The following is a 24,084-nucleotide window of genomic DNA, read 5'->3' as shown; positions in this document are numbered from 1 at the left end:
GGTGGGCTCGTTGTCGAATGAAACCGTTAGCATTGAACCATGACCAGCACAGCAGTTCAGGTCCCCATGCCCATGGTGCCCCGCCGGCGCCGCTCTCCCGAGGACGTGCAGGCCGCTGCTCCAGTCGAGGGCAGGCGTCAGGTGCTGCTTGCGGCACCGCGCGGCTACTGCGCCGGAGTCGACCGTGCGGTCATCGCCGTCGAGAAGGCGCTCGAGCACTACGGTCCGCCGGTCTATGTCCGCAAGCAGATCGTCCACAACCTCCACGTGGTCTCGACCCTCGAGGCGAAGGGCGCCATCTTCGTCGAGGAAACCGACGAGGTCCCCGAGGGCGCGCTGCTCGTCTTTTCCGCCCACGGCGTCTCACCTGCCGTGGTGCAGTCCGCCGAAGACCGGGGCCTGCGGACCATCGACGCCACGTGCCCGCTGGTCACCAAGGTTCACCGAGAGGCCCAGCGCTTCGCCCGCGACGACTTCGATATCCTCCTGATCGGCCACGAAGGCCACGAGGAGGTCGAGGGGACCGCCGGCGAGGCCCCTGAACACATCCAGATCGTCAACGGCCCCGAGGACGTCGACAAGGTCCACGTCAGGGATCCCGAACGGCTGATCTGGCTCTCCCAGACCACCCTGAGCGTCGACGAGACCATGCACACGGTGAACCTGCTCAAGGAGCGGTTCCCGACCCTGCAGGATCCGCCCAGCGACGACATCTGCTACGCCACCTCCAACCGGCAGGCGGCGATCAAGAAGATTGCCCCGACCTCGGACCTGGTGATCGTCGTCGGCTCCGCCAATTCCTCGAATTCGGTCCGGTTGGTCGAGGTCGCCCTCGAGTACGGAGCGAAGGCCGCGCACCGCGTGGACTTCGCCAACCAGGTCGATGAGTCCTGGTTCGAAGGCGTTCGGACGGTCGGCGTTTCCTCGGGCGCCTCGGTCCCCGAGAATTTGGTCCAGGACGTGCTGCGGCTGCTCGCCGAGTACGGCTACGGCGAGGTCGAGGAAGTTGTCACGGCCCAGGAGGACATCATCTTCTCCCTGCCGAAGGAGATCCGCTCAGCCCTGAAGGCGATGGGCGATTCCTCGCAGGGACGGGGTGGGCGCGGAGGCCGCCGCGAAGCGGGGCCCCTGAACTAGCCGCTTCGCCCGGCCGGCCGCCGGGCGCGCGCTCGAACGGTGTCCCGACCGGCGTCACCGTCCGGGGCGCCGGCGCGGAGCTAAGCGCTGCGTTCCACGGGACCCTCGGGAGCGTCGGCGGTTCCGTGGGCGGCGCGGTCGAGGAGGTCCTGGCCGTCACCACTGACACCCACACTGCTGATTCCCGCACCGCCCTGGGCCCACCCGCGGCCTGCGGGTCCGCCGGGCTCGGCCGTGGAGTCTTCGGCGCCGTCGAGCAGTTCGGGGGCACCCAGCAGCCGCGGCGTGGCCTCGACGGCCTGGATGCCGGAGAAGGCGCTCTTCTCCGGGCCGGCCCCGGCAGGGACGGCGTCGAGCGAGGCGGCGTCGAACGCTCCTATCCGCCGTGCCGTCGGAAGGACCCGGGTTTCGAGGGTGCCGACGAAGGAGTTGTACTTCTCGACCGACGCCTTGAGGGAGGATCCGAGTTTGGCCACATGCCCGCCCATGGTTCCCAGCCGCTCGTAGAGCTGACGTGACAGCTCGAAGAGCTCACGGGCATTGTCCGTCAGGACCTCCTGGCGCCAGCTGAACGCCGCGCTCTTGAGGATCGCCAGGAGCGAGACGGGGGAGGCCAGCGCTACATTGCGGCTGAACGCGTAGTCGAGCAGCCCCGGGTCGGCCCGTAGGGCGGAGGCCAGGATCGACTCCACCGGGATGAAGCAGATCACGAGTTCGGGGGAGTTGTTCGTGCCCTCCCAATACTTCTTCTTGGCCAGGGTGTCGATATGGGCGCGCAGGGCCTTGGCATGCTGCTGGAGCAGGACGGTCCGTTCGGCCTCCCGGCCTGCCCCCTCTGTTCCGTCCTCGTCGAGTTCCTGCGCCTGGAGGAATGCGCTCAGGGGCACCTTCGCGTCAATGACCAGCTGCTTGTTGCCGGGGAGCTGCACCACCATATCGGGCCTGGACGTCGACCCGGCGCCACCCGAGGAGGTCGTTTCCGCAACCTCGGCACGGGCCAGCGTGGCCTGCTCAACGAAGTCGACGCGGGCCAGCATCCCGGCGGCCTCGACCACCCGGCGCAGCTGCACCTCGCCCCACTGGCCCCGGGCACTGTTGCTGCGCAGGGCCGCCGCGAGTGAATGGGTCGTCGAGAGCAGCCGGGCGTCGGCGTCGCGCGCCTCCTGCAGCTGCTGGGCCAGCTGCCCGTACTGCTCGACGCGGTCCCGCTCAAGAAGTCCCACCTGGCGCTGGACCTGGGTCAGCTTCTCCGCCACGGGTGCCAGCGCCCGCAGCACGTTGGTCTCGTCGGCCGACCGTGCGGAGAGGGCTCGGTTTTGGGAGGCCAGGAGGTCCTTCTCGGCTGATGCCGCGGCCAGCGCCGCCGTCGCGCTGCCCAGCCGGTTCACGGCGTCGTCGAGCTCTTCCCGGAGCTGGTCCGCCTGCCCGCGTCCGCGCGCGGCAAGGAGGAAAGCGCCCGCGATGCAGCCGAGAACAAAAGCGAGGATTACGAGCACAAGCGTGAAACCGTCCATGAAATCACTGTGGCAGGATGCGCCGACATTTTCGGGAAGGCACCCCGGCGGCGCGGTGCGTGCGGGCCGGTAGACTGTACTCCCGTGGCTCTTACTATTGGCATCGTCGGACTGCCCAACGTCGGCAAATCAACCCTTTTCAATGCGCTGACCCGCAACAACGTGCTGGCGGCGAACTACCCGTTCGCAACGATCGAGCCGAATGTCGGAGTGGTCAACCTGCCCGACCCGCGCCTGGCGCAGCTCGCCGAGGTCTTCGGCTCCAAGCAGATCCTCCCGGCGACCGTCTCCTTCGTCGACATCGCCGGCATCGTCAAGGGCGCCTCCGAGGGGGAGGGGCTGGGCAACCAGTTCCTTGCGAACATCCGCGAGGCCGAGGCCATCGCCCAGGTTATCCGGGTCTTCGACGACCCCGACGTCGTCCACGTCGACGGCAAGGTCGACCCGCGCTCCGACATGGAGACCATCAACACCGAGCTGATCCTGGCCGACCTTCAGACCCTCGAAAAGGCGATCCCGCGTGTCGAGAAGGAAGTCAAGATCAAGAAGCGCGAAGCAGCGCAGCTGGCCGCCATGCAGGCAGCCCAGGCGGTGCTGGAGCGCGGCGACACCATCTTCGCGTCGATCAAGAGCGACAAGCTCGAGATGGAGCACCTGCGCGAGCTCAGCCTGCTCACCGCCAAGCCCTTCATCTACGTCTTCAATGTCGACGACGCCGTCCTCGGCAGCCCGGAGCGCCAAGAGGAGCTGCGTGCCCTCGTTGCCCCGGCGGACTCGATCTTCCTCGACGCCAAGCTCGAGGCCGACCTGGTTGAACTCGACGAGGCCGAGGCCCGCGAGATGCTCGAGATGAACGGCCAGGAGGAGTCAGGGCTGGACCAGCTGGCGCGTGTGGGCTTCCACACGCTCGGCCTGCAGACCTACCTCACCGCCGGCCCGAAGGAAACCCGCGCCTGGACCATCAAAAAGGGCGCCACCGCGCCCGAGGCGGCAGGCGTGATCCACTCCGACTTCCAGCGCGGGTTCATCAAGGCCGAGGTCGTCCACTTCGAGGACCTCATGGAGGCCCGGTCGATGGCCGAGGCCAAGGCCAAGGGCAAGGTTCGCATCGAAGGCAAGGAATACGTCATGGCCGACGGCGACGTGGTGGAATTCCGCTTCAACGTGTAGCCGCCCGGAGCAGGGCAAGAAGTCGGCCGCGCCTCAGCGCCCGTGCGTGCAGTCTGTATTTGATGTCGAAGGATGAGCACGACGTTCTGGTGGAGACAAGCTACCTGCTGCTGGATTGTGACCAGCGGCGCGAAGAACCGGATCTTCACCGCGGTCTCGGTGTAGACCGAGGCGTGCGCCTGGACCCGGATGGCCTTGGAGGGATAGCGGATTCACGCGTACACCCGCCGAGGCTCGGAGAAGTCCACGGGTGGGGTGTTGTCGAGGTCGAGTTCAGCCGCGGTGAGCATGATCAGCTCCTCGCGCATCACGAATTCCTCGATCCGGGCATCCATCAGTTTCGCGTAGTAGGCGCGGTACCTACTGCTGGAACCCATGACCGGTATCCGCCCACCGGTTGCTGTCCGGTCAGAGGCCGGTGGCGCCTGCGACGCGGTGCAGCCGCCAGCCCTGCCAGCGCGGATCGGCGCTGATATCGAACTCCAGGACCGGGGAGGCCGGCCCGGTCTGGGCCTGGAACCGCCAGGACCGGGTGGTGATCACGCTGCCATGCCCGCCACGGGCGGTGCTGTCTGGTTCCCACCAGTTGCTCGAACTGGACCATTGGACGGGTTCACCGATGACCTGCCAGATGCTGCCTCGCCACCGCAGGGCCAGCGGTTCTCCGGTGCCGGTGAACCGCACGGCCGCCGGTTCATCGAGCGTCTGCCGGTCGGTGCTGGGGTTACCCATGGATGGACCCGATGGTTGTGCTGTCATCGCCTCTCGTCCTTCACCTCAACGCTCGTACTTCCGGGTTAAAATAGAACACAGATTCGATTGTTTTGGAAGCAGGTAGTCCGGCAGGCCGGGCGGTGGCCTCCGAAGCAAGTGTGCCCGTTGGGGCCTGCACTGAGAAAGCCTCCGCTTGGATGTCCGCGACGTCCGGGGACTGGATTTTCTGTCGAAGCTTGGTTGGGGCGCAGTGGGCCGCTGGCCCGACGAATTCACCATCGATGGGCAGCGCCGGGATGAGGGCGTTCGGAAAGATTTCCTGGACAGGCCGGTCGGTTTGAGGCTGCCGATCCTAGGGCGGGCCCGTGAGCACCCTGTCGAGCCTGTTGAGGGACTCTAACGGCAGCGGGCGTCAGCGCGCCGGATCCAGGCCATCGCCCAAACCAGGGGAGTGCGGGTCACCAATACCTCGATCTCCAAGTACCTGCGCGGGGAACCGGAGACCCCCTCGGAAAAAGTCCTGCAGGCGTTTTCGGTGGCTCTGGGGATTTCTATGATCCGGTTGCGGGAGGCCGCCGGAGTGTGGGCGCGTGAACCGGAGCCCTTCATCCTGCCCGAGAACGCCAACCGGCTCACCACCAGGCAGCGCGAGCTCATCCTGCACACCATCCGGGTTCTCCTTGAGACAAATGAGCGGTCCGTTCACCGGCCACCGGCCGGGCCCTGAGACTCCGGCTCCACCGTGCCGGCGGAGAGCGGTCATGGTCCTCTCGGTTGTCCGGTTCGATCGGCCCTGCGATGCGTTGTTGTCTGGAAGATGAGTGCCCCGGCGCCGGGCTGGATGGTCCGGGCCAGGGCTTTCCGGTCGCCGTGCTCGACCCACCACAGGGTCACCGTCAGCGGCACCGTGACGGTGCCCGGTGTGCGGGGGTCCCTCAGGAAGTAGGTAGCCAAGCGAATCGCGACCGGGCGATCATGTAGGCCACGACGAGTATTGGTTGATTGCTACCTTGCGTGGCTTCCTGTGCGAGTACCTGAGCAACTTCGAGCACTGTCAGGTAGCACTCCCCACCGTTCAGGCCGCTGAAGCCGCCACCGGCGGAAGGAGGGCCTGAACGATGGGTGACCTGACGTACTGTTGTTAGGTTGTTGGGACTGTTCCGCCGTCGATCACGTACTCCGCGCCCAGGATCGATGACGCCCTGTCGGAAACGAGGAAGCCGACGAGGTCTGCGATTTCTTCGGTCTCTGCGAAGCGGCCCAGAGGGACGCCTCCAAGCGAGTCCATCACTCGCTGCTCGGCCTCGGGCCGGGTGATCGAGTTGCCTTCGGCGATCCGCTCAATGAAGCGGTCGTAGGCATCAGTCTTGATTCCGCCTGGGCTGATGGCGTTGACGCGCACGCCCTTGGGTCCGACCTCGTTGGCGAGTCCCTTGCTGTAGGTGCGCAGCGCAGCTTTCGCGGCCGCGTAAGCGAGGGACGCTTCGTACTGAGGCAGCTCGCGCTGAATCGAGGTGAAGTGGAGGATGACTCCCGAACCCTCGCTGATCATGCCGGGCAGAAGCGCGCGATCCAATCGCACAGCACCGAGGAAGTTGAGCTGGAGCTCGATGAGCCATTGCTCGTCGGTGATGACTTTGAAGCCACCCGCTGGTGTTGATGCACCGCCGACAACATGCACGAGGATGTCGACACCGCCGGCTTTGCTCATCTGGGCCGCAACGAGGTCGGTGCCCTCCGTCGTCGAGGTGTCGGCTGCAATGAACCGGTCGGGGAACTCATAGCCGTCGGGCATCGACCGAGCCGTGACGTATACATCCGCGCCGAGCTCACGGAGCCTCTCTGCGACTGCTTTACCGGAGCCCTTTGATCCTCCGGTGACCAATGCTCGGCGACCGTCCAGGCGATCGCGGTCTGTGTTCGACATGTGTGATTCCTATCCTTCAATGCAGTTTCGTGGCATCGACGCGCGATGGTGGTCGAGCCGAGTACCGGTGACTCCGTAACTCCGCGTCAAAACCCTGTCGCACAGGACAGTATCACAAGTAATGTCCCACAGGACAATAATATCTGATGGATGAAGTTTCAGTCCTGGGGAGGTAGGAGGCCTCGTTCGAGCATTCGTTCTGCTGATGCGATCGCATCTGCGACGAATCTCGCTGTCAGATCGGTATACGCGCGGACGTCGCTGTCGGACCACTCGTCGAGAACCTCGGCGATCATGCGGTCACCGAGGGCGTACACGCCGTGAGCTGCGGCTTCGCCGGCTTCCGTGAGGCTGATGAGGGTCGCGCGACCATCGGCGGGGTCGGTCGTCCGCACTACCCAACCATTACCTTCGAGTCGGCGCACGATCTTGCTCACGTGTGACGCGCCGGTGGCGAGCACTTCGGATAGGGATGTCGGGCGCATCGGGCCCCAGGCGAGTAGGTGTCTGAGGGTCGCATGCGACTGCTGATCGATGCTCTCTCCGCTTTTCGCTAGAACTTCGCCCTGAAAGGTCGGGGAGTCCCACAGAAGGATCAGCGCGCTCAAGTTGGCAAGCAACTCGGAGCGGTACGGGAAGTCACTCGCGCGACGGGGTCGCGCTGCGCCGGAGTCTGCATTGTTGCTCATGTCAAAACTCTACTGAGTAGAAATGAAATTATTGTCATTCAGGACAGTGTTTTGTGTTACTGTCCTATACGACAGGAAGTCGATGGCGCGGAGGCGAACTTTTCGCTCTCAAGGCCGTGGGCGTTCTGCCGATCACACCACCCATACGGGCGTGTTCGCGCCCAGACAAAGAGAAAGAGAAGACGATGAGCGCCATCACTCTCCCTAAGGCGATCGAGGACTTCGTCGCCGCGAACAACGCACATGACGTCGATGCACTGATGGCGACGCTCGCGGCGGACGCGGTGGTGTCTGATGACGGCAAGACCTACACGGACGACGCTGGCATCCGCACCTGGATCGGGAGCCACTTGATTGCCCCCAAGATCGTCATTACCCCGACGTCTTTCGGGAACAGTCGGATGATTGCATCGTCCGCCGGCGACTTTCCAGGAAGCCCGCAGCCATTCGCATTCAACTTCATCATCGAAGGCGATCTCGTCAAGGGCCTGTCCATCGATCTGGCCTAAACCTTCGTCGGCCGGAGTAACGCACACGTTGCTCCGGCCGAAGATCGGAGTCTTCTCATGGGAACTATGGACGAGTTGATCAACCCGACGGTTGTTGGTGCACTTAGCCGTAGCCTGATGGCTGCTGAACCCCAATTGCAGCCCCGAGCCTTGAGCGAGGCAATGAAAATCCTCGCTGGACAGCGCCTACGGGACAGGGTCAACATTGTCCGAGACGCGTTCCTTGCGGATGCACCGGATGATTTCTCAGAGCTGGAGCAACTGGTGAGAGCCGCGCTCGAGCAACCAAGCTTCACGGGCTGGATGATCTGGCCGGTGACAGAGGCAGTCAGCTCACAAGCCCTGGCCAGTCACTCGACCCCGGATTTTGATACTGGCATGGACTTGCTCGCCAGCCTGACGCCACGTCTGAGCAGTGAGTTCGCTGTGCGTAACCTTCTCAACGCACGGCCTGAGCGGGCGCTCTCAAAAATGACGGTCTGGGCCCGCGACGAGAATGAGCATGTGCGACGTCTTGCAACGGAGGGATCGCGCGCATACTTGCCTTGGGCACGCAGAGTGCCCTGGCTGATCGAACACCCGGGCGCAACGCGCGCAATCCTTGACGCTACCTACCGCGATACCTCGGAGTATGTGCGGCGGTCGGTCGCAAACCACCTCAATGACCTCAGCCGAGTCGACCCCGCTACCGTCACTCGCACGGCTCGGAACTGGGCTGAGAACGCCGACGCACACACCTCCTGGGTCATCCGTCGCGGCCTTCGCACCCTGATCAAGAACGCCGACCCGGAGGCACTCACGCTGGTCGGATACTCCGGTCGTCACCTGCGCGTGGACCGACCTGAACTATCGAACGACACCGTGCACCTCGAGGGTGCGCTGACCTTCACCGCGGTCATCACCAACGAGGACGACGCAGAGGCGGCTGTCGCGATCGACTACTCCATCGGATTCCAGCGCTCCAACCGGACCATCAGTCCCAAAACCTTCAAGCTCACCTCACGAAAGATCGCGCCAGGCGAAAGTGTCACAGTCACCAAGACACACTCCTTCCGCCGGATCAGCACCCGCACCTACTTCCCCGGGGCACACTTCGTCACCGTGCAAGCAAACGGCACACGCTCACTACCAGCGGACTTCACGGTGGTCGGCGCGAGCACAGACGAGTCTGCATCTGACGCATTAGAGAGAAGACAGCCCGTGAATGCCCTGACAGAACGAGTAATCCACACAGCACCACGCCATGCACAGCCGTTGCGGGACCTGGATGGATGAAGGACCTTTGATCGTCTGGTTACGGAACCAGAAGTCACCGTAATATATTGCATATTAGGCTCAGCTGGGCTTTGCTGGGAAGCCAAAAGGGCACCTCGTGAAGGCAGTTCCACCGAGATGCCCGAATGACTGCACCTAGACCGACAGGAACACAATGAAGAACGCTCACCCCGAGAGGGTGCCTGACATAGTGCACAGGCGCTTCGATGCTGCACCGATGCTTGAGAAACTCATAGCGACGAGAAGACAGCTTCATCGTCACGCTGAGATTGGCCTCGATCTTCCACTGACACAAGTTCTTGTACTCCAAGAGCTCACAGAACTCGACCTGGAGATAACAGCAGGTCGTGACCTGTCGTCAGTGACTGCGGTCCTGCGTGGGGGCAAGCCGGGCCCGGTCGTCTTGTTGCGTGCTGATATGGATGCGCTGCCAATCACCGAGCCCAGCGGTTTGCCGTTCGCGTCCAGTACCGGTGCGATGCATGCGTGCGGGCATGATCTGCATGTGGCCGGTTTGCTCGGCGCGGTTCGCCTGCTGCACGAGCGTCGCGACGAGCTTCCCGGAACCGTAATTTTCATGTTTCAGCCCGGAGAGGAGGGCTATGCCGGGGCGCGGACGATGATTGAGGAAGGTGTGCTCGAGGCCGCAGGTGAGCGGCCCGTTGCTGCCTACGCCGTACATGTTGATTGTATGAAAGACTCCGGCACGTTCTTCACCCGCAGCGGCCCGATGCTTGCCAGCTCCAGTTCGCTACAGGTGCATGTTTCCGGAACCGGAGGCCACCCCGCCTTCCCAGAGCATGCAATAGACCCGATCCCAATCGCTGCCGAAATTGTGCTCGCAGTACAGAGCTTCGTCGCTCGGCGGGTCCCGGCAACTGATCCTGCCGTGGTGTCCATTCTGAAAATCACGAGTGAGCAACTCGCGCCGAACGCACTTCCGATCGGCGTAACCATCGGCGCGAGTGTTCGCACGCTTTCCCGTGACACCTTCGCCTTGATGCGCGAGAAGCTCGTGCCTCTCGTATCGGCCATCGGCGAGGCACATGGAGCACCGACAACAACGGATTACCAGGATTCGTATCCGGTCACGATCAATGATCCGCACGAGGCGTCCTTCGCCCTCGATGTCCTCGAACGGTTGCATGGCCGGGACGGCGTGCAGGTCCTGTCCGCGCCGCTCATGGCAACGGAGGACTTCGCTTACGTTCTCGAGCAAGTACCGGGGGCTCTCGTCGTTCTTGGTGCTCGCCCGACCGACGTGCTAGTCGAAAGCGCCCCAGGCATGCACTCTGCCGGCGCAATCTTCGACGATTCCGTGCTCGGCAAGCAGGCAGAAACGCTTGCTGAACTTGCCTGGCGACGGCTCCAGTCGACCTGACCGCAAGCGCGGTCCGCTTCACTGTGCCGTGCTTCTAAGCTTAGGAGAAATGATGCTTGAAGAAGGCGACTCTAATGCGTTCGAGGAACTTATTGAAAGGGAGGGGTACCTTCTTCGTTCGTCTGACGAGGTTGACCGGCAGTACAACGCGGCCATCATCTCTGGATCATCGGTAACCGTGGGTTCAATCCCCCTCCTCGGTCACCACCTCCTCGCGGAGGGCCCCATTAGGGCCCCGAGGGTCTCCGCGGGTAGCGCCGCCGGTCCGCAGAGGGCATCTGAATGCTCGGGGGAATTGCAGCACGGAGTGGAAGCGGCTCAGATCTGTGTGATCAATGGACTTGCCCTCATCAGGAGCAAAGTTGCATCACTTTCGGAACTGAAGGCAGTTACCGAACTTACACTATTTATAAATGCAGATCCGGACTTTACGCAGAAAGACGAAATCCTGGAGGCGGCGATCAGCCTGCTCTCCTCCCTTTATCCTCTAAGCCCGGACTTTGTTGCGGACGTCCTCGATTCCTCCTATTTGCCCATGAACTCGTCCGTCTCATTGGCTATCACTTTCAGCATGGACGATGAAGCGGCATGAATCGGCTGCAACGACAAGAACTGTTGACGTTGGTGATTCTGTCGAGAACCCCGTCATCGAGCGTCGCCTGGCCTCAAACCAGTTACTTTCACCGGAAGCGGGGTGACCCGGTTCCCCGCTGGTCCACCCGGCCTTCCGGTTGCTTGATAGGACGCAGCTCGGGGGAACGGGTCTCGCCGCGTCGTCCTAGGAACGAAACAAGGCGCTGTAGGCGTTTAAGGCCAGCTGGCCGCCAAGGTGCGCGTACAGAACGTTGCTCGTTGCTGGGATATCGCGGCTTGTAACCAGATCAATAAGGCCGGCCAAGGATTTGCCTTCATAAACAGGGTCGGTGATCATGGCTTCTATCGAGGCGCCGAGGCGTATTGCGTCAAGCGTTGAATCGACGGGAACTCCGTAACGATCCCCGGCCCAGCCCTCCAATACGTTGATCTCGTCGTCCCGCAGCTCCCGATCAAGCCCAATCAATCGTGCTGTCTGTCTGGCAATGCGTTCGACCTGATCCCGGGTCTTCTGAAGGGTGGCGGAAGCATCGATACCGATGACCCTGCGTGGGCGGTCCTGACCCGCGAACCCGGCGATCATGCCCGCATGAGTGGAGCCGGTGACTGTGCACACGACAATGGTGTCGAAGAATATTCCCAGGCCACGTTCCTGCTGTTCCACTTCATAGGCCCAGTTGGCGAAGCCCAACCCGCCAAGCCTGTGATCCGAAGCTCCAGCGGGGATCGCATACGGCGTGCCCCCGGCGGCCTTCACTTCCTCAATGGCAGCTTCCCAGCTGCTTCGTACTCCAATGTCGAACCCTGCACCGTCCAGTTGGACATCTGCGCCCATGATCCTTGAAAGGAGGATATTCCCGACTCGATCCGATGAGGGATCAGGCCAGTCAACCCAGTTTTCCTGTACTAGGCGGGCCTTCATTCCAAGCTTCGCAGCCACGGCAGCGACCTGGCGCGTGTGGTTTGACTGGTAGCCCCCGACAGATACCAACGTGTCTGCACCTTGTGCCAGAGCCTCCGGGATGAGGTACTCGAGCTTTCTGGTCTTATTGCCACCGAATGCAAGGCCGCTGTTCACGTCCTCTCGTTTAGCCCATATTTGGGCGCCACCCAGATGAGAGGTCAGTCGGGGAAGGTGGTGAATCGGACTGGGCCCAAAGGTCAGAGGGTAGCGCTCAAAATCTGCAATGGCCACAAGCGACCCCTTTCCGAACAGTGGGCAGGACCGTTAGCTGTTTAGAGTCAGCGCACGCATCTCGGCAAAAGACTTCCGGCCAGGCGAATTGCCTGTCCGATGAGGCACGGCCTAACCAGCACAACGAGCCGGCATAATGATGGTAAGGACGATATGCAACATATTGCGCCTTGCGAAGGTTCTCGTCAACTTCTTTGTGGTGCTATTCACGCGGTGTTGTTCGGAAGGAGAGCCGAGGGCGTTGCAGTACCGGAGCCGATGAGCTCGGCTTCCGCTGCGGGCATGAGGCCACTCACCGTGCCTCGAGTGCCAGCGAACATCTGGTTCACGGTCGCTCGAGCAATGCGAGGTATGACACCAGCGGTACGGGCGCTCACGTTTCTAAATGGAGTATTCCGGTGGCTCCCACACGGTGATACCCGCACCAGGCTGGAAATAGTAGCCCTTGCTGCGCGCGATTCACATTTTGTGCGGCGGGACCCAGTTTTACGATCCCTCGAACGCGACGGACTCGTCGAGCGCACCGTGTATGCGGAGGTTCCCCGGTGCCCCTCCGAGTCTGACGGCAGCCACCGTCGAAGTGAGGACCGCCCTGGCCCAATCACGCAACTTCTTGCGGCGTAGGACGCGGATCTGGGCCCGGTTGGCTAAAGTTATCCGGCGAACACCTGGACCCAGTGGAGGGGGCAGGCGCTCGTATCGCGGTGTCGCGGGAGTCCGGGAGGGCGCGGCCCCCGCACCCTGTGCCAGTTGCTATTGAATTGAGGAAAGCTTGTGAAGAGTCGTTCGTTCGGACCGGTGACGTTCGTGCAGACGGAGCACGTGAACTGGAGCATTTACGCCGGCGATGACGGGACCGTGTTGATAGATACCGGATACGCCGGTCAGCGCGAAAACCTCGTTCGCTCGCTCGACAGCGCAGGGGTTGCGATCGAAGAATTGAGTGCGGTGCTCATCACGCATGGTCACGCCGACCATATCGGCGGGGCGCGGTGGCTCTCCAGCGACTACGGCATCCCCGTCTTCAGTTCCGAGGCAGAAGTACCCCATCTGCAACGAAAATACCTGCAGCAGGTTGGGATACGAGATATTGCCTGGAACATTGCAAGGCCCGGGGTCCTTCCCTGGGTGGCCGCCATCGCCCCCCTTCTGAAGGACGACGCAAAGACGAAGGTGGCGGATGCCCGGCCTGTACCGCTCACCCCCGAAGGTCGCGCAGGGGTGCCGGGACTGCCACTCGTAGTGCCCTTGCCTGGACATACGAATGGACATACGGGCTACTACTTCGAAGCTGCACAGGTACTCATCACTGGAGATGCGCTGGTCACGGGCCACCGCACACTGCCTAGGACAGGTCCCCAACTGCTGCCGGCTATGTTCCACCACGATCTCCCGCGGGCTCGACAGGCGCTGCAGGAGCTTCCTCACCTTAAAAATGTGACGGTGCTGCCCGGACATGGCGAAGCATGGTCAGGCTCGCTCGACAACCTTGTCGGGCAGGCCCTTGCACAGTAGCTCAGCAGGACGGTTCAAGTCGGGTCAGTACTGACAAGTCCACCTCTGCGGTCTGCCTATGCTCGTTCACCGTCAGCCAGACTGGGGTTGCGCCACAGAGTCGATGGAACTTGGCAAGCTCTTCCACATGTCAAACGCAAGACGCCTTGCATCCTCAGCCTTACCGCTCGCACACAGTTCGATGAGTTTGGTATGTCTTTCCAGTGAGGCCTGGCCATCGGATGACCGGAAGCGTAGAAGCTCGGCCCTGCGGACAACGGGCCCGAACCGGTCAAGTACAGCTTGTAGCGCTTGGTTACCTGAGGCTCGGACCGGGACGGCGTGCAGCTCGTCATCTGCCTTAAGAGCCGCTATGGCGTCACCGGCCTCAAGGGCTTTCTGAAAGCGGCTATTGGCTGAACGCATGCGATCGATGTGCACTTCGGTGAGCTTTCCGATCGTCTCGCGGACGGCCAGTTCGTGCATTGCGGCCACGACATCGCGCGCATCGGAAAGTGCCTGCGTCTCAATTGTGCTCACGATTGTTGACCGACCCGGCTGGGTCACGACCAGCCCGCTATCGGCGAGCTTAAGCAATGCTTCCCGTACAGGTGTTCGGCTGACACCGATCCAGGCAGCGAGATCAGAGTCTCTTAGCTGCTCCCCCGGTTTGAACGTGCCGTCAACGATTGCATCACGAAGCCGCAGGTAAACATCGTCCCGCAGAAGAGAGCGGTCAACAGAAGGAGTGTCTTTGGGAATCGGCATTCAATATATTGGTCACAAGCCTGTGGAAGTTACAACCTACCCCTCCCTACATGCAGCATCCTGCTTCCCCGCTCCTCGGAAGATCCTCATCCGGCGGCTGGCCGTAGGGATGGCCCTTAAGATCCTTCAGCCCCCGCATGTGCGCCGCGCTACCGCACTGATTACCCACAAGGTCCCCGGTAGGCATCTGACCGATCGCTGCTGGCTCCGGATGTAGCGCTGCCTTGACAAGCTTCATCACCGGACTAATATATTGCATATCGGGTCCCCGGTTCCCTCTCCTTCAGCCGGTAGGATCCGTGGACCTCTTCAGGTTCCCTAGTGTCAGGAGATTTCGGATGATGCCACTCTCACCCTTCGAAATTCCCTTATGGATCGAGCTTGCAGCAGTGGCTCTTGGGGCATTGCAGGGCGCACTCTTCGCAGGGCCCTTCTCCGATCGGCGAATCGATGTCCTGGGGGGAGTGCTGATTGGAGTAGGGGTAGCACTTGGCGGCAGCCTGTTGCGGGACGTGCTCCTCGGCGTTCCACCCGTGGCCATCTACGGGGACTGGTACATCCTGGTGGCTGCAGCAGTTGCGTTCCTAGGCATCGCGTTACAACGCCTTTTCATCCGGCTCGACCGGCTCATTCTCGTGCTTGATGCGGTGACGATAGGACTTTTCGGGGCCATTGGAACCTCAAAAGCTCTCGCGCTCGGCGTACCTGCCGTGCCGGCGGTATTCGTCGGAGCCGCGGCCGCGGTGGGCGGATCCGTGGTGCGTGATGTCACTCTTGCTCTTCCGGTAGCTCTGCTGCACGTGGGATCGCTCTATGCGGTTGCAGCCGCCGCCGGAGGGGTGCTGCTCATCCTCCTTGTCAACAGCGGTGTAGCCGTTTTCCATGCCGCTATTGCCTCTGTAGTGCTAACAACGGTGGTGCGACTTCTGGCCGTCAGTCTCGGCTGGAGGTTCCCTGAACGCTCAGCAGTAGTCGTCCGCCGTCGGGCACGGGCCTGACCCGGTGACATTGAGCGCTTCCGTCCCACCTCGGGCCGCTCGCTTCATCCGGCTCAGCCGTCCTTCTAAAGGCTGGCCCGCCCAGGACTCCGCCCAGCGGCGGTCATCCGTCAATGCCCGCTCTCGGAAACTCCTATCGGCAATGCCTGGAGAAGAACTGATGCGAAAGCGGTCGCTCTCCAGACCGATATATCGCAAGCGAACGACCGTGTTCAAACAAATTAGGAAATGTCATGCCAACGCTCAACACCAAAATCGGCTTTGTCCTTCATACCGGAGCCCGGTATAGGAGGGGAGTCATCGTCGCCCTCGCTGCCCTGGTAGCACTTGCACTGCTGCTTCCCGCTGCAGTCAACGCGAGCCCACAGTCGGTTCCCGCCAACTCTCCGACGCCTGAGGACAAGCCCACTGTCGTCCTTGTACATGGTGCCTTCGCCGATTCTTCGAGCTGGAACGGTGTCATTCCACGCCTGAAGCGCGAGGGGTACCCCGTTATCTCTGTGGCCAACCCCCTGCGTGGCCTGCAGGAAGATGCCGCACACTTGCGCAGTGTTCTCGACAGCGTCGATGGGCCGATTGTGCTTGCCGGACACTCATACGGCGGGTCAGTCATGAGCGAAGCAGCCGAAAGCCAGCCCGATGTGAAGGCGCTGGTCTACGTCGCCAGCTTCCAGCTCGATGTCGGGGAGAGCACCGGGGAGCTTGCTGCGAAGTTCCCCGGCGGGGAGCTCGGGCCAGCCCTCCAGCCTGTGGCCTTCGAGACCCCCGACGGGCGGACTGGCAATGACCTCTACATCAAGCAGGAGGAGTTCCGCCGCGTCTTCGCCGCTGATATCTCAAAAATGATCGCGGAGCTGATGGCTGCAACGCAGCGCCCGATCGCCGAAACCGCCCTCCAGGACACCGCGACGAAGGCCGCATGGAAGACCATCCCCGCTTGGTCGATGATCACCACCAAGGACCTGGCCATCCCCGCAGAGTCCATGAGGTTTATGGCCGAACGCGCCAACGCTGAAGTCGTCGAAATTGATGCCTCACACGGCGTGACGGTCTCCGAACCCCGCGCAGTCGCCGATCTGATCACCAAAGCAGCCCACGAAGTCACCCAGTAAGAAAAGCGTGCGAAGTACAAAAAGCACACGAAATTTATTCAGAAATCGAGAGGATGAGGACCATGACTGAGAACGTTACAATCACCAAAGCAGGGCAGAAGGTCACGAACGTCGTGCTGGTGCACGGGGCCTTCACCGACGGCGCCGGATGGCGCGGGGTGTACGAGAACCTCACCGCGCGCGGATACAAGGTGTCGATCGTGCAGAACCCGCTGACCTCGCTCGAGGACGACGTCGCGGCCACCCGCCGCGTCCTGGACCAGCAGGATGGCCCCTCGATCCTCGTCGGTCACTCATGGGGAGGCACCGTCATCACCGAAGCCGGCGTCCACCCGAACGTCGCCGGCCTGGTCTACGTCTCGGCGCTGGCCCCCGACACAGGGGAAACAGCAGCAGAGCAGTACGAGGGCTTCGCTGAGACCCCCGACTTCGTTATCGACGTCGGCGACGACGGGTACGGCTACATCAACCGGCACAAGTTCAAGGCTGGCTTCGCGCACGACACCAGTGACGCTGACGCAGCCTTCCTCAGGGATTCGCAGGTACCCATCAACATGGCAGTATTTGCGACCCCGGTCACCAACGCGGCGTGGCGGAACAAGCCCAGCTGGGCCGTCATCGCAACCGAAGACCGCGCCTTCGACCAGGCCATGCTGCAGCACATGGCCAAGCGCGCCAACGCTGCGATCACCGAGGTCGCGGCCAGCCACGCCGTCTTCCTCACGCAGCCGGAAGCGGTGGCCGACACCGTCGATGAGGCGGCACGTACCGCGGCTTGACCCGAGCACCTTTTGGGGTGTGCGGCGCCCAGCGCCGCACACCCCAAAAGAGCACCGCGGAACAACCCGCCCCGTTACATAATGTCAGCTGTCCGACCCACGGGGCGCAGTCGCTGGCGAAAACGCCGATCGGTTCATCCCGGTCGGCCTGGGCGAGCATCCAGTCGTGGAACGGAGCCGGATCTTCGACCGCGGGGGCCGGCCGGACCCAGCGGTCTGCAACCGGCTCGCCCGCGGCGCACTGCGCGAGGGCTGATTGCAGGTGCTCGTAGCCTGGCGGCCGGTAGTGATGCCCCTGCGGCCGCGTCTGTCCGGAGCGCACCGCCCTGAATCCGTAGTCGTGCTCGTGTTCCGGGACCCCGACCAGGAGGTTCGGTCCACCGGCGCGTTCATACTCGGCGATGGGAAGACCCGGAGCCGCTCCTGCCGAGATCAGCCGGCCGTTGGTCACGTAGTGGGCAGGGGTTTCCTTGAGGACGGCTTCCGCGGTGTGCTTCAGCGTATAGCTGCCAATCTCGGGCGTCTCTGATTCCGCCAGGGGGGTGAACATGCGAAGCATCTCGGTGATCAGCGAAGGACCGCTTAGACGCCAACTCGACGCGACTCGGGGCGAGGGGTTTGTGCGCCGGATCGACGCGAGATTGGCGGGAATATACCAGTGGCCCATCAATATCGACGTGGAAGAAGAATCGAACAGCTTGGGCAAGTCGAAGTTCCAACTCAAGTTCGGGCCGTCCGCGTGGTTCGCCAACGAACAGGATCCGAACTGGACCCGAGCGCTCATCTGGAAAAGGCTGTGCCCGTAGAAGCTGCTCAGGCCGCGTCGGGCGCCGCCTGAGGGGCGGTGGCCGCGCCGGCCAGACAACTGGTAAGAACTTCGTTCCGCTGCCGCACCAGCGGGCCGCGGTGGCCCGTATGATTTCTGAATCGTCCGCGGCGCCAAGACCTGTTCACGGCCAAAGAACCTGCGCCCTGGCCTACTCGAAAAGGTCCTCCGGTTCCGGGTGAGCTGCTTCTACCCGGGTGAACCGGCTGCTCCGTAGATCTGGAGGAACGCGGCTGCGCCGATGACGGTCAAGCCGACGCTTAGGGCTGTCGGAGCGGGCGAGCGGAGTCGGATGAAGCTCACTGCGGCCACGAACGCGACCCCGGATGCGATCGAGATTATCCAGTACACAGGGCTGGTCGTTTCAGCCACGACGGTCAAGCCGTAGATTCCCTCACCTATCAGCACTGCGGGAAACGCCGAGCTCGCTATGGCCACCACCCACGTGGACCGGCTGCGCATCCAGGCCGCAGCCAGTCCAATTGGAGGCCCAGCGACGAAACTCATGAGGACGAAGAAGTTACCCAGGCTCAGTGACCAAGAATATCCGCGGAGGTCGGAGATCACTGCGTACCCGACGTTGAGGAGGTAGAAGGAAGCAACCCCAAGGACCATCCCACTCAGGTACCTGCTCCGTGAAAGCCACACCAACGCGAACGCCATGGCCGACCACCCGCCGGCGGAGTTCGCTACCGAACTCAGCGACTCCGGCAGAAAGGTTTGTCCCAGCGAGGTGAGTGCGCCCAGAACGAATGACAACGGCAGAACGATGGCCGAGGAACGAAAACGATCTCCGACCCGAGACGCCCGGGTCGGGCCGGTGGGCGGCGGCTCGGCGAAGGCCGGCGCGGTCTTAGCCCTTATGAATCCGGAGAGGGAGCGCTTATCGGCAGCGGGGACGCCTGATGAGTTCGCCATGGTGTTAATGGTAATCATGAGAACTTCAGCGCCTGTAAGCGGGTCGGATCCTGTTCGCAGTATGAAGATCGAGATTATGGCGGCTTAGCTGGATCCTCGAAACCGGTGTGCTTCAGGTCCTTCCATGGTCAGTACACCGACATGGGCAGCGGCTCCGGCGGGCCCTGGAATGCTGCGAGCAGAACGGCGAGCAGCACGGCCACCGGGTCTACTTCAGGTCGTCCTCGAGAGCCTTGGCGTCAAGGTGCTGACCCGGTTTCGGGGTGCGAAAGATCGGCTCCTGCAAGCGGTTGAGTTGCCTTTCGGCGGCGAGTTCGGCGTCTGGGTCCACCGTCCCGGCGTCAAAAAGAACGTCGACGTCGATGTCAAGATCGCGGTCCGAGGGCTCACCTGCCCTGTGCTGATCGGGGCTGTGGTGTTTCGGCGTAAAGAAGATCATGGGACATTCTGACACCTTTGCGGCGCCCGTAGCGATCCCTCAACCAAGCCGAACCGGCTCCCTTTCACGCTTTGCGCCATGTCGGCGTCTTTCTGCTGATTCCTGTCAGCGCCCCGAGCGTACTGCGAGCCGGGTCCCTCGGTACATGAGAGTCTCGAGTGCGACGAGGACGGCTGCTGCGGCAGATACCAGGACCAGGGCGGCCAGCGGAGGGATCTGAGCTGCGGCAGGGATCAGGGCCGAGAGGACAGCTGCACCGCCGAGCCGCAACCTGTTCCAGCCCCCGCCGATCCGCCGCCAGAACCCCGCACTTCCCAGCAGGTACAGGGCCGCGCCGCCGAAGAGGGCGACGGCCCCCAGGGCGCCGAACGGCCCGGTCTCGTAGACGTGCGCCAGGACGTCCTCCACCCCGAGCGCCGACAGGACGATCCCCGCGACGAGAGGCAGGTGCAGGTAGGTGTAGGCGTCGACGGCGGCGGAGGCCCTTTCGGCCCCGCGCAGCGCGGCGAATCTGTGCTCGGCGGCGATGGCGGTGACGTCGAAGTGAAGCCACCACAGGCAGACGGACAGTGCGACGCCAAAGACGGCACCGACGAGGATAGGGGTGCTCACGGGTTCCTGCGAGGCGCCGACGCCGATCGCCACGATCGATTCGCCGAGCGCCAGGATAACGATGAGGCCGTACCGCTCCGTCCAATGCGCCGCCGAATGCACCCGCCAGTTGCCATGCTGGGAGGTGAGGTAGGTGATGGCAGCGTCCACGCCGACTCCGGCAAGCCAGAACCAGGTCTGCGCCGGACCTCCCACCAGGGCCCCGGTCACAATCAGGGACGACCCGAGCACCACTCCCACGGCGGTCTTTGCGATCTGCCGGCGCAGGGGCTCGTCATCGCCGGCCGCATAGGCGTACAGGGTCAGGTGCAGGACGCGGACGACGACGTAGGCCAGCGCCAGCACCAGGGGACCGCTGAGGCCGCCCTCGAGGTCATGGAAGGCCTCCGGGATGGCGAGGGAGGCGAGGAACATGGCCACCATGACCACGGACAACCCCAGCCGCATGAGGCCCTCATCGACATGGGTCTGGTTGGACAGCCACGAGAACGACGCCCAGGACCACCAGAGCAGGGTCAGGATGATCATCCCCTGCAGGACGCCGACGAACGAATGTTCGTGCGTCATGAAACCGGTGACCCGGGTGAAGGCGAAGACGAAGACCAGGTCGAAGAAGAGTTCGAAGGTGGTCACCCGGTGGGATTCGTCCGAGACCCGTGCGGCCGGAAGTGAATTTCGCGGTGATGCCATGGATCCAAGAATAAGTGTCGGCGCGGCCTCGACCGGCCTGTGGGGGAGTGGACGCACCCCCGCGTGTCCCGTATTCAGCGTTGGGATGCGGCTCGAACGATCACGATGTCTCCACTCCTCGGCGAGATTCCCCAGGCAGGAAGACCGTTGGTCATAAAACGTAAGATTCGTCTGATCGTATGTTTGGCGAATTGTCGATGAGACGATGCAAACGCCAAGAGAGGAGGACCCCTCTCTCACATCAAACGAGGAAGTAGGACATGGGCTTTATCAAAGTCGGCACCGAAAACAGCACCGATATCGAGCTTTACTACGAGGACCACGGAAGCGGACAGCCCGTCGTGCTGATCCATGGCTACCCGCTCGACGGAGGCTCCTGGGAGAAGCAGTCAGCCGCCCTCCTGAACGCCGGATACCGGGTCATCACCTACGACCGCCGTGGGTTCGGCAAGTCCAGCCAGCCCACCACCGGGTACGACTACGACACCTTCGCCGCCGACCTCAATACCGTCCTCGAGACCCTAAACGTGAACGACGTCGTCCTCGTCGGCTTCTCGATGGGCAGCGGTGAGGTGGGCCGCTACATCGGCACCTACGGAGAGGCCCGCGTCGCCAAGGCTGTGTTCCTCGCATCCCTGGAGCCCTTCCTCCTCCAGACCGACGACAACCCCACCGGCGTTCCCTCCACCGTGTTCGACGGCATCCGAAGCGCCGCCGTCGAGGACCGCTATGCCTGGTTCACGAACTTCTACAACGACTTCTTCAACACGGACAACTTCCTTGGCAACCGGCTGAGCGAGGAAGCCCTGCGCAATGCCTGGAATGTCGCCTCGGGCGCGTCCTGGTACGCCTCCTTCGCCGTCGTCGACTCGTGGCTCACCGACTTCCGCCCGGACATCGAGAAGGTCACCGTCCCGGCCCTGATCGTCCACGGCACCGATGACCGCATCCTCCCGATCGACGCCACCGCCCGGGAATTCACCAAGCGCCTGCCCTCCGCGGAGTACGTCGAAATCGAGGACGCGCCGCACGGCATGCTCTGGACGCACGGAGCGGAGATCAACGAGGTCCTGCTGCGCTTCCTGGCCAAGTAACCCCGGCCGCAACAACAACACGGCGCCCAACCGTCGCCGGCTGTCAGGACGCTCCGTCCTGACAGCCGGCGACGGATCACGAGATGCTTAACCCATGCACCGCGGCGGGTACGTGCCGCTGAGCAGCCTCCCGTCGGCTGTACATAGTGGAGTTTTCAACCGTTCCAGGCACAAAGCCGAACTCGTGGATACTTCAGCGTTGGTGACCGTAGGTGGCGCGATCACGGCCGTTTCCTTCCGGATCGAGCCGGACCCTTACACACCTTTTTCTTATAGTCCCAATCGAGCGATTCTATTCGGCCATTTGCGCCTTGTACGAACAAACGAAATATAGGTGGAAATCCGTTGGATGGACCGAAAGTTCCATCGCTTGGCGAATCTACACTGAACCGCATGACAACACTTGCCGATATCAGCCATTGGATCGACGAACGCCTGGCCACCCTCGCGGAGCAGTACAACGTCCCCGCCGTTTCGGTGGCTGTCTACGCCGACGGAGAGGTGATCGACCGTTCTGCGGGCATCCTCAATCTCTCCACCGGGGTCGAGGCCACCACCGACAGCGTGTTCCAGATCGGATCGATCACCAAACTGTGGACGGCGACTCTGGTCATGCAGCTTGCCGATGAGGGCCTGGTCGATATTGACCGACCCGTCCGCGAGTACCTGCCGGAGTTCCGGCTCGGAGACGAGTCAGCCGCCGCTGTCATCACCATTCGTCAGTTGCTGAGCCACACCGCCGGGTTCGAAGGCGATATCTTTACTGACACCGGCCGCAATGATGACGCGGTCAAGTTGCTCATCGCCGGCCTCGGCGACGTCCCGCAGCTTTTCCCGCCGGGTGAACAGTTTTCCTACAACAACGCCGGCTACTGCGTCCTGGGCCGACTGGTGGAGGTCCTCAGGGACAAGCCGTTCAGCACCGCACTGCGCGATCACCTGATCACGCCGCTGGGGCTGGCACACGCGTCGACCGGCGCCGATGAGGCGATCATGTTCCGGGCCGCGGTGGGCCACGTCCAGCCCGAGGCCGGCGCGGCGTACGTTCCGGCTCCATTTTGGGCGCTGGCTTACTCCAACGCTCCTGCCGGTACAACGCTGACGATGCGGGCACGGGACCTGATCACTTTCGCCAGGATGCAAATGAACGGTGGTGCCGCCGATGACGGGACCGTCGTGCTCTCACCCGGAGCGGTCTCCGCCATGCAGGAACGTCAGGTGGAGCTGCCCTACTTTGGCCTTCTCGGCGATGCGTGGGGCCTGGGCTGGGAGATCTACGATACGCCGGCCGGTGAGATCATCGGTCATGACGGCAGCACGCTCGGGCAGAACGCTTTCCTCCGGATCGCCCCGAAACAGGGTGTCGCCGTCGCCCTCCTGACGAATGGAGGCGAACCGTTCGGTCTCTACCACGAGATGATTTCCCACGTTCTCTCGGAGCTCGCCGATGTGGAACTCCCACCCATGCCGGTGCCCCCGTCCGAGCCGAAGACCATCGACCCAGAGCGTTTCCTCGGCACGTACAGCTCCCGGATGGTTGACCTCGATGTCACCCAGGATGAAGAGGGCCGGGTGTGGATGACCATCACCGCGACGGACGCCGGAGAGGAAATAGGGGTGGACAACGAGACCACCGAGTTGGTCTGGCTGAAGGAGGACACCCTCATCCCGCTCAAGGGCCAGCAGGGAATGCACCTGCCCCACGCCTTCCTGGGCGATGACGGCACCGGCCGCGCACAGTACCTGCACCTCGGCCGCGCAGTGCGCCGGGCTGCCAGCCACTGATTATTGGCAACCGCAGCGTTTCGGTGTCGGTGCACCCGAACACATTCCGCTATCGGCTCAGGAGAGCCGTCGACTTGAGCACAGCCGACCTTGCCGATGGAAACGCCCGTTTCCGCGCCATGCTGGAGCTGCGAGTTCTGCTCCGCGATGAGGGCACACCCGCTGTCGCCGCGTCGGTAACGAAAACCCGCTTGTGACACCTAAGCAACCCCATGTCCTTGGACATGGGGTCGCTTTGTCATGCGAAAACCATTCGGGTTGGAGGGTTCGTTGGTGGGGGTTGGGTGGTGGGTTAGAGGCTGCGGCGTTTGAGGGTGAGGGCGGCGCCGGTGAGCAGGATCCCGGCCAGGACGCCGAGGAGGATGACGGCGATGAGGACGACCCCGAGGGAACCGCTGCCTCCGAGGGGGTTCAGGGCTGTCAGCTGCTCGGAGGCCAGCGTCATATCGATGACTGGCAGTTCG

At 62.8% G+C, this 24,084-nt stretch carries 26 protein-coding genes; 15 read left to right on the top strand and 11 right to left on the bottom strand.

Going from position 1 to position 24,084, the window contains the following annotated elements; translation table 11 throughout:
* The first annotated feature begins 39 nt into the window (after positions 1-39).
* Complete coding sequence (locus tag GVV77_RS07535) at positions 40-1,137, top strand: 4-hydroxy-3-methylbut-2-enyl diphosphate reductase (protein WP_159617535.1); 1,098 nt, start codon at positions 40-42, stop codon at positions 1,135-1,137.
* 80 nt (positions 1,138-1,217) lie between these two features.
* On the opposite strand, the gene GVV77_RS07530 is transcribed toward GVV77_RS07535, so the two are convergent.
* Positions 1,218-2,651 (bottom strand): DNA recombination protein RmuC, encoded by a 1,434-nt coding sequence (locus GVV77_RS07530; RefSeq protein WP_159617534.1) that lies wholly within the window; start codon positions 2,649-2,651, stop codon positions 1,218-1,220.
* An 84-nt stretch (positions 2,652-2,735) separates the two neighbouring features.
* Here GVV77_RS07530 and ychF point away from each other — a divergent pair, with 84 nt between their 5' ends.
* The gene (ychF, locus tag GVV77_RS07525; RefSeq protein WP_159617533.1) at positions 2,736-3,821 is read left to right on the top strand and encodes a redox-regulated ATPase YchF; all 1,086 of its coding nucleotides are present in this window, start codon (positions 2,736-2,738) and stop codon (positions 3,819-3,821) included.
* A gap of 212 nt (positions 3,822-4,033) precedes the next feature.
* Here the strand turns inward: ychF and GVV77_RS07520 are convergent, their stop codons facing one another.
* Both GVV77_RS07520 and GVV77_RS07515 read right to left on the bottom strand, forming a co-directional pair.
* Positions 4,034-4,198 (bottom strand): hypothetical protein, encoded by a 165-nt coding sequence (locus tag GVV77_RS07520; protein WP_159617532.1) that lies wholly within the window; start codon positions 4,196-4,198, stop codon positions 4,034-4,036.
* A 31-nt stretch (positions 4,199-4,229) separates the two neighbouring features.
* A complete protein-coding gene (locus GVV77_RS07515; protein ID WP_159801126.1) occupies positions 4,230-4,580 on the bottom strand; it encodes a hypothetical protein in 351 nt (116 codons plus the stop codon).
* A gap of 406 nt (positions 4,581-4,986) precedes the next feature.
* On the opposite strand from GVV77_RS07515, the gene GVV77_RS07510 reads away from it, so the two are divergent.
* Positions 4,987-5,262, top strand: a complete 276-nt coding sequence (locus GVV77_RS07510) for a hypothetical protein (protein WP_159617530.1) — start codon at positions 4,987-4,989, stop codon at positions 5,260-5,262.
* Between the two features lie 414 nt (positions 5,263-5,676).
* Here the strand turns inward: GVV77_RS07510 and GVV77_RS07505 are convergent, their stop codons facing one another.
* A complete protein-coding gene (locus tag GVV77_RS07505; protein WP_159617529.1) occupies positions 5,677-6,462 on the bottom strand; it encodes an SDR family oxidoreductase in 786 nt (261 codons plus the stop codon).
* A 158-nt stretch (positions 6,463-6,620) separates the two neighbouring features.
* A complete protein-coding gene (locus GVV77_RS07500; RefSeq protein WP_159617528.1) occupies positions 6,621-7,151 on the bottom strand; it encodes a MarR family winged helix-turn-helix transcriptional regulator in 531 nt (176 codons plus the stop codon).
* 185 nt (positions 7,152-7,336) lie between these two features.
* On the opposite strand from GVV77_RS07500, the gene GVV77_RS07495 reads away from it, so the two are divergent.
* The 4 genes from GVV77_RS07495 to GVV77_RS07480 all read left to right on the top strand — a co-directional run bounded on the left by GVV77_RS07495 (position 7,337) and on the right by GVV77_RS07480 (position 10,908).
* Positions 7,337-7,660, top strand: coding sequence for a nuclear transport factor 2 family protein (locus GVV77_RS07495; protein WP_159617527.1), 324 nt, complete (start codon positions 7,337-7,339; stop codon positions 7,658-7,660).
* A 66-nt stretch (positions 7,661-7,726) separates the two neighbouring features.
* A complete protein-coding gene (locus tag GVV77_RS07490; RefSeq protein ID WP_246199693.1) occupies positions 7,727-8,935 on the top strand; it encodes a DNA alkylation repair protein in 1,209 nt (402 codons plus the stop codon).
* A 217-nt stretch (positions 8,936-9,152) separates the two neighbouring features.
* Positions 9,153-10,316 carry a M20 metallopeptidase family protein gene (locus GVV77_RS07485; protein WP_159617525.1) on the top strand — a complete coding sequence of 388 codons (1,164 nt, stop codon included), beginning with the start codon at positions 9,153-9,155 and terminating at the stop codon, positions 10,314-10,316.
* 49 nt (positions 10,317-10,365) lie between these two features.
* Entirely contained in the window at positions 10,366-10,908 is a 543-nt protein-coding gene (locus GVV77_RS07480; protein WP_159617524.1) for a RidA family protein, read from the top strand.
* 186 nt (positions 10,909-11,094) lie between these two features.
* Here GVV77_RS07480 and GVV77_RS07475 read toward each other — a convergent pair whose 3' ends face one another.
* Positions 11,095-12,105: a 1-aminocyclopropane-1-carboxylate deaminase gene (locus GVV77_RS07475; RefSeq protein WP_159617523.1), complete on the bottom strand. Its 1,011-nt coding sequence runs from the start codon at positions 12,103-12,105 to the stop codon at positions 11,095-11,097.
* Between the two features lie 774 nt (positions 12,106-12,879).
* Here GVV77_RS07475 and GVV77_RS07470 point away from each other — a divergent pair.
* A complete protein-coding gene (locus GVV77_RS07470) occupies positions 12,880-13,620 on the top strand; it encodes an MBL fold metallo-hydrolase (RefSeq protein ID WP_159617522.1) in 741 nt (246 codons plus the stop codon).
* 72 nt (positions 13,621-13,692) lie between these two features.
* Here the strand turns inward: GVV77_RS07470 and GVV77_RS07465 are convergent, their stop codons facing one another.
* The gene (locus tag GVV77_RS07465) at positions 13,693-14,367 is read right to left on the bottom strand and encodes a GntR family transcriptional regulator (protein ID WP_159617521.1); all 675 of its coding nucleotides are present in this window, start codon (positions 14,365-14,367) and stop codon (positions 13,693-13,695) included.
* A gap of 299 nt (positions 14,368-14,666) precedes the next feature.
* Here GVV77_RS07465 and GVV77_RS07460 point away from each other — a divergent pair, with 299 nt between their 5' ends.
* The 3 genes from GVV77_RS07460 to GVV77_RS07450 all read left to right on the top strand — a co-directional run bounded on the left by GVV77_RS07460 (position 14,667) and on the right by GVV77_RS07450 (position 17,256).
* Positions 14,667-15,365, top strand: a complete 699-nt coding sequence (locus tag GVV77_RS07460) for a trimeric intracellular cation channel family protein (RefSeq protein WP_246199692.1) — start codon at positions 14,667-14,669, stop codon at positions 15,363-15,365.
* Between the two features lie 233 nt (positions 15,366-15,598).
* Positions 15,599-16,477 carry an alpha/beta fold hydrolase gene (locus GVV77_RS07455; protein WP_159617520.1) on the top strand — a complete coding sequence of 293 codons (879 nt, stop codon included), beginning with the start codon at positions 15,599-15,601 and terminating at the stop codon, positions 16,475-16,477.
* A 62-nt stretch (positions 16,478-16,539) separates the two neighbouring features.
* Positions 16,540-17,256, top strand: a complete 717-nt coding sequence (locus GVV77_RS07450) for an alpha/beta fold hydrolase (protein WP_201293194.1) — start codon at positions 16,540-16,542, stop codon at positions 17,254-17,256.
* Here the strand turns inward: GVV77_RS07450 and GVV77_RS07445 are convergent.
* Positions 17,198-17,806: a hypothetical protein gene (locus tag GVV77_RS07445; RefSeq protein WP_210252843.1), complete on the bottom strand. Its 609-nt coding sequence runs from the start codon at positions 17,804-17,806 to the stop codon at positions 17,198-17,200. The genes GVV77_RS07450 and GVV77_RS07445 overlap by 59 nt on opposite strands.
* Here GVV77_RS07445 and GVV77_RS18205 point away from each other — a divergent pair.
* Positions 17,805-18,062: a hypothetical protein gene (locus GVV77_RS18205; RefSeq protein ID WP_210252842.1), complete on the top strand. Its 258-nt coding sequence runs from the start codon at positions 17,805-17,807 to the stop codon at positions 18,060-18,062. The two genes, GVV77_RS07445 and GVV77_RS18205, sit on opposite strands and share 2 nt — an antisense overlap.
* Positions 18,063-18,271: 209 nt before the next feature.
* Here GVV77_RS18205 and GVV77_RS07440 read toward each other — a convergent pair whose 3' ends face one another.
* The 3 genes from GVV77_RS07440 to GVV77_RS07430 form a co-directional block, all read right to left on the bottom strand.
* Entirely contained in the window at positions 18,272-19,000 is a 729-nt protein-coding gene (locus GVV77_RS07440) for a DUF6518 family protein (protein ID WP_159617517.1), read from the bottom strand.
* 208 nt (positions 19,001-19,208) lie between these two features.
* Positions 19,209-19,439, bottom strand: a complete 231-nt coding sequence (locus GVV77_RS07435) for a hypothetical protein (protein WP_159617516.1) — start codon at positions 19,437-19,439, stop codon at positions 19,209-19,211.
* Between the two features lie 105 nt (positions 19,440-19,544).
* Entirely contained in the window at positions 19,545-20,741 is a 1,197-nt protein-coding gene (locus GVV77_RS07430; protein ID WP_159617515.1) for a low temperature requirement protein A, read from the bottom strand.
* Positions 20,742-21,001: 260 nt separating this feature from the next.
* Between GVV77_RS07430 and GVV77_RS07425 the strand changes: the two genes are divergently transcribed.
* The 3 genes from GVV77_RS07425 to GVV77_RS18555 all read left to right on the top strand — a co-directional run bounded on the left by GVV77_RS07425 (position 21,002) and on the right by GVV77_RS18555 (position 23,817).
* The gene (locus GVV77_RS07425; protein ID WP_159617514.1) at positions 21,002-21,835 is read left to right on the top strand and encodes an alpha/beta fold hydrolase; all 834 of its coding nucleotides are present in this window, start codon (positions 21,002-21,004) and stop codon (positions 21,833-21,835) included.
* Positions 21,836-22,228: 393 nt separating this feature from the next.
* The gene (locus GVV77_RS07420) at positions 22,229-23,620 is read left to right on the top strand and encodes a serine hydrolase domain-containing protein (protein ID WP_159617513.1); all 1,392 of its coding nucleotides are present in this window, start codon (positions 22,229-22,231) and stop codon (positions 23,618-23,620) included.
* Positions 23,621-23,643: 23 nt separating this feature from the next.
* Positions 23,644-23,817 (top strand): helix-turn-helix domain-containing protein, encoded by a 174-nt coding sequence (locus tag GVV77_RS18555; protein WP_425483348.1) that lies wholly within the window; start codon positions 23,644-23,646, stop codon positions 23,815-23,817.
* Positions 23,818-24,084: the final 267 nt, after the last annotated feature.

Source organism: Arthrobacter zhaoguopingii, assembly GCF_009828605.1.
Classification (GTDB): Bacteria; Actinomycetota; Actinomycetes; order Actinomycetales; family Micrococcaceae; genus Arthrobacter_D; species Arthrobacter_D zhaoguopingii.
This window is presented reverse-complemented; position numbering and strand designations above follow the sequence as displayed.

What these genes read in the sequence shown, in the direction of transcription:
- GVV77_RS07535 (WP_159617535.1), top strand. Translation starts at nt 40, where the DNA reads ATGACCAGCACAGCAGTTCAGGTCCCCATGCCCATGGTGCCCCGCCGG.
- GVV77_RS07530 (WP_159617534.1), bottom strand. Translation starts at nt 2,651, where the DNA reads ATGGACGGTTTCACGCTTGTGCTCGTAATCCTCGCTTTTGTTCTCGGC.
- GVV77_RS07520 (WP_159617532.1), bottom strand. Translation starts at nt 4,198, where the DNA reads ATGGGTTCCAGCAGTAGGTACCGCGCCTACTACGCGAAACTGATGGAT.
- GVV77_RS07515 (WP_159801126.1), bottom strand. Translation starts at nt 4,580, where the DNA reads ATGACAGCACAACCATCGGGTCCATCCATGGGTAACCCCAGCACCGAC.
- GVV77_RS07505 (WP_159617529.1), bottom strand. Translation starts at nt 6,462, where the DNA reads ATGTCGAACACAGACCGCGATCGCCTGGACGGTCGCCGAGCATTGGTC.
- GVV77_RS07500 (WP_159617528.1), bottom strand. Translation starts at nt 7,151, where the DNA reads ATGAGCAACAATGCAGACTCCGGCGCAGCGCGACCCCGTCGCGCGAGT.
- GVV77_RS07495 (WP_159617527.1), top strand. Translation starts at nt 7,337, where the DNA reads ATGAGCGCCATCACTCTCCCTAAGGCGATCGAGGACTTCGTCGCCGCG.
- GVV77_RS07490 (WP_246199693.1), top strand. Translation starts at nt 7,727, where the DNA reads ATGGACGAGTTGATCAACCCGACGGTTGTTGGTGCACTTAGCCGTAGC.
- GVV77_RS07485 (WP_159617525.1), top strand. Translation starts at nt 9,153, where the DNA reads ATGCTTGAGAAACTCATAGCGACGAGAAGACAGCTTCATCGTCACGCT.
- GVV77_RS07480 (WP_159617524.1), top strand. Translation starts at nt 10,366, where the DNA reads ATGATGCTTGAAGAAGGCGACTCTAATGCGTTCGAGGAACTTATTGAA.
- GVV77_RS07465 (WP_159617521.1), bottom strand. Translation starts at nt 14,367, where the DNA reads ATGCCGATTCCCAAAGACACTCCTTCTGTTGACCGCTCTCTTCTGCGG.
- GVV77_RS07455 (WP_159617520.1), top strand. Translation starts at nt 15,599, where the DNA reads ATGCCAACGCTCAACACCAAAATCGGCTTTGTCCTTCATACCGGAGCC.
- GVV77_RS07450 (WP_201293194.1), top strand. Translation starts at nt 16,540, where the DNA reads ATGACTGAGAACGTTACAATCACCAAAGCAGGGCAGAAGGTCACGAAC.
- GVV77_RS18205 (WP_210252842.1), top strand. Translation starts at nt 17,805, where the DNA reads ATGCGAAGCATCTCGGTGATCAGCGAAGGACCGCTTAGACGCCAACTC.
- GVV77_RS07445 (WP_210252843.1), bottom strand. Translation starts at nt 17,806, where the DNA reads ATGTTCACCCCCCTGGCGGAATCAGAGACGCCCGAGATTGGCAGCTAT.
- GVV77_RS07440 (WP_159617517.1), bottom strand. Translation starts at nt 19,000, where the DNA reads ATGGCGAACTCATCAGGCGTCCCCGCTGCCGATAAGCGCTCCCTCTCC.
- GVV77_RS07435 (WP_159617516.1), bottom strand. Translation starts at nt 19,439, where the DNA reads ATGATCTTCTTTACGCCGAAACACCACAGCCCCGATCAGCACAGGGCA.
- GVV77_RS07430 (WP_159617515.1), bottom strand. Translation starts at nt 20,741, where the DNA reads ATGGCATCACCGCGAAATTCACTTCCGGCCGCACGGGTCTCGGACGAA.
- GVV77_RS07425 (WP_159617514.1), top strand. Translation starts at nt 21,002, where the DNA reads ATGGGCTTTATCAAAGTCGGCACCGAAAACAGCACCGATATCGAGCTT.
- GVV77_RS07420 (WP_159617513.1), top strand. Translation starts at nt 22,229, where the DNA reads ATGACAACACTTGCCGATATCAGCCATTGGATCGACGAACGCCTGGCC.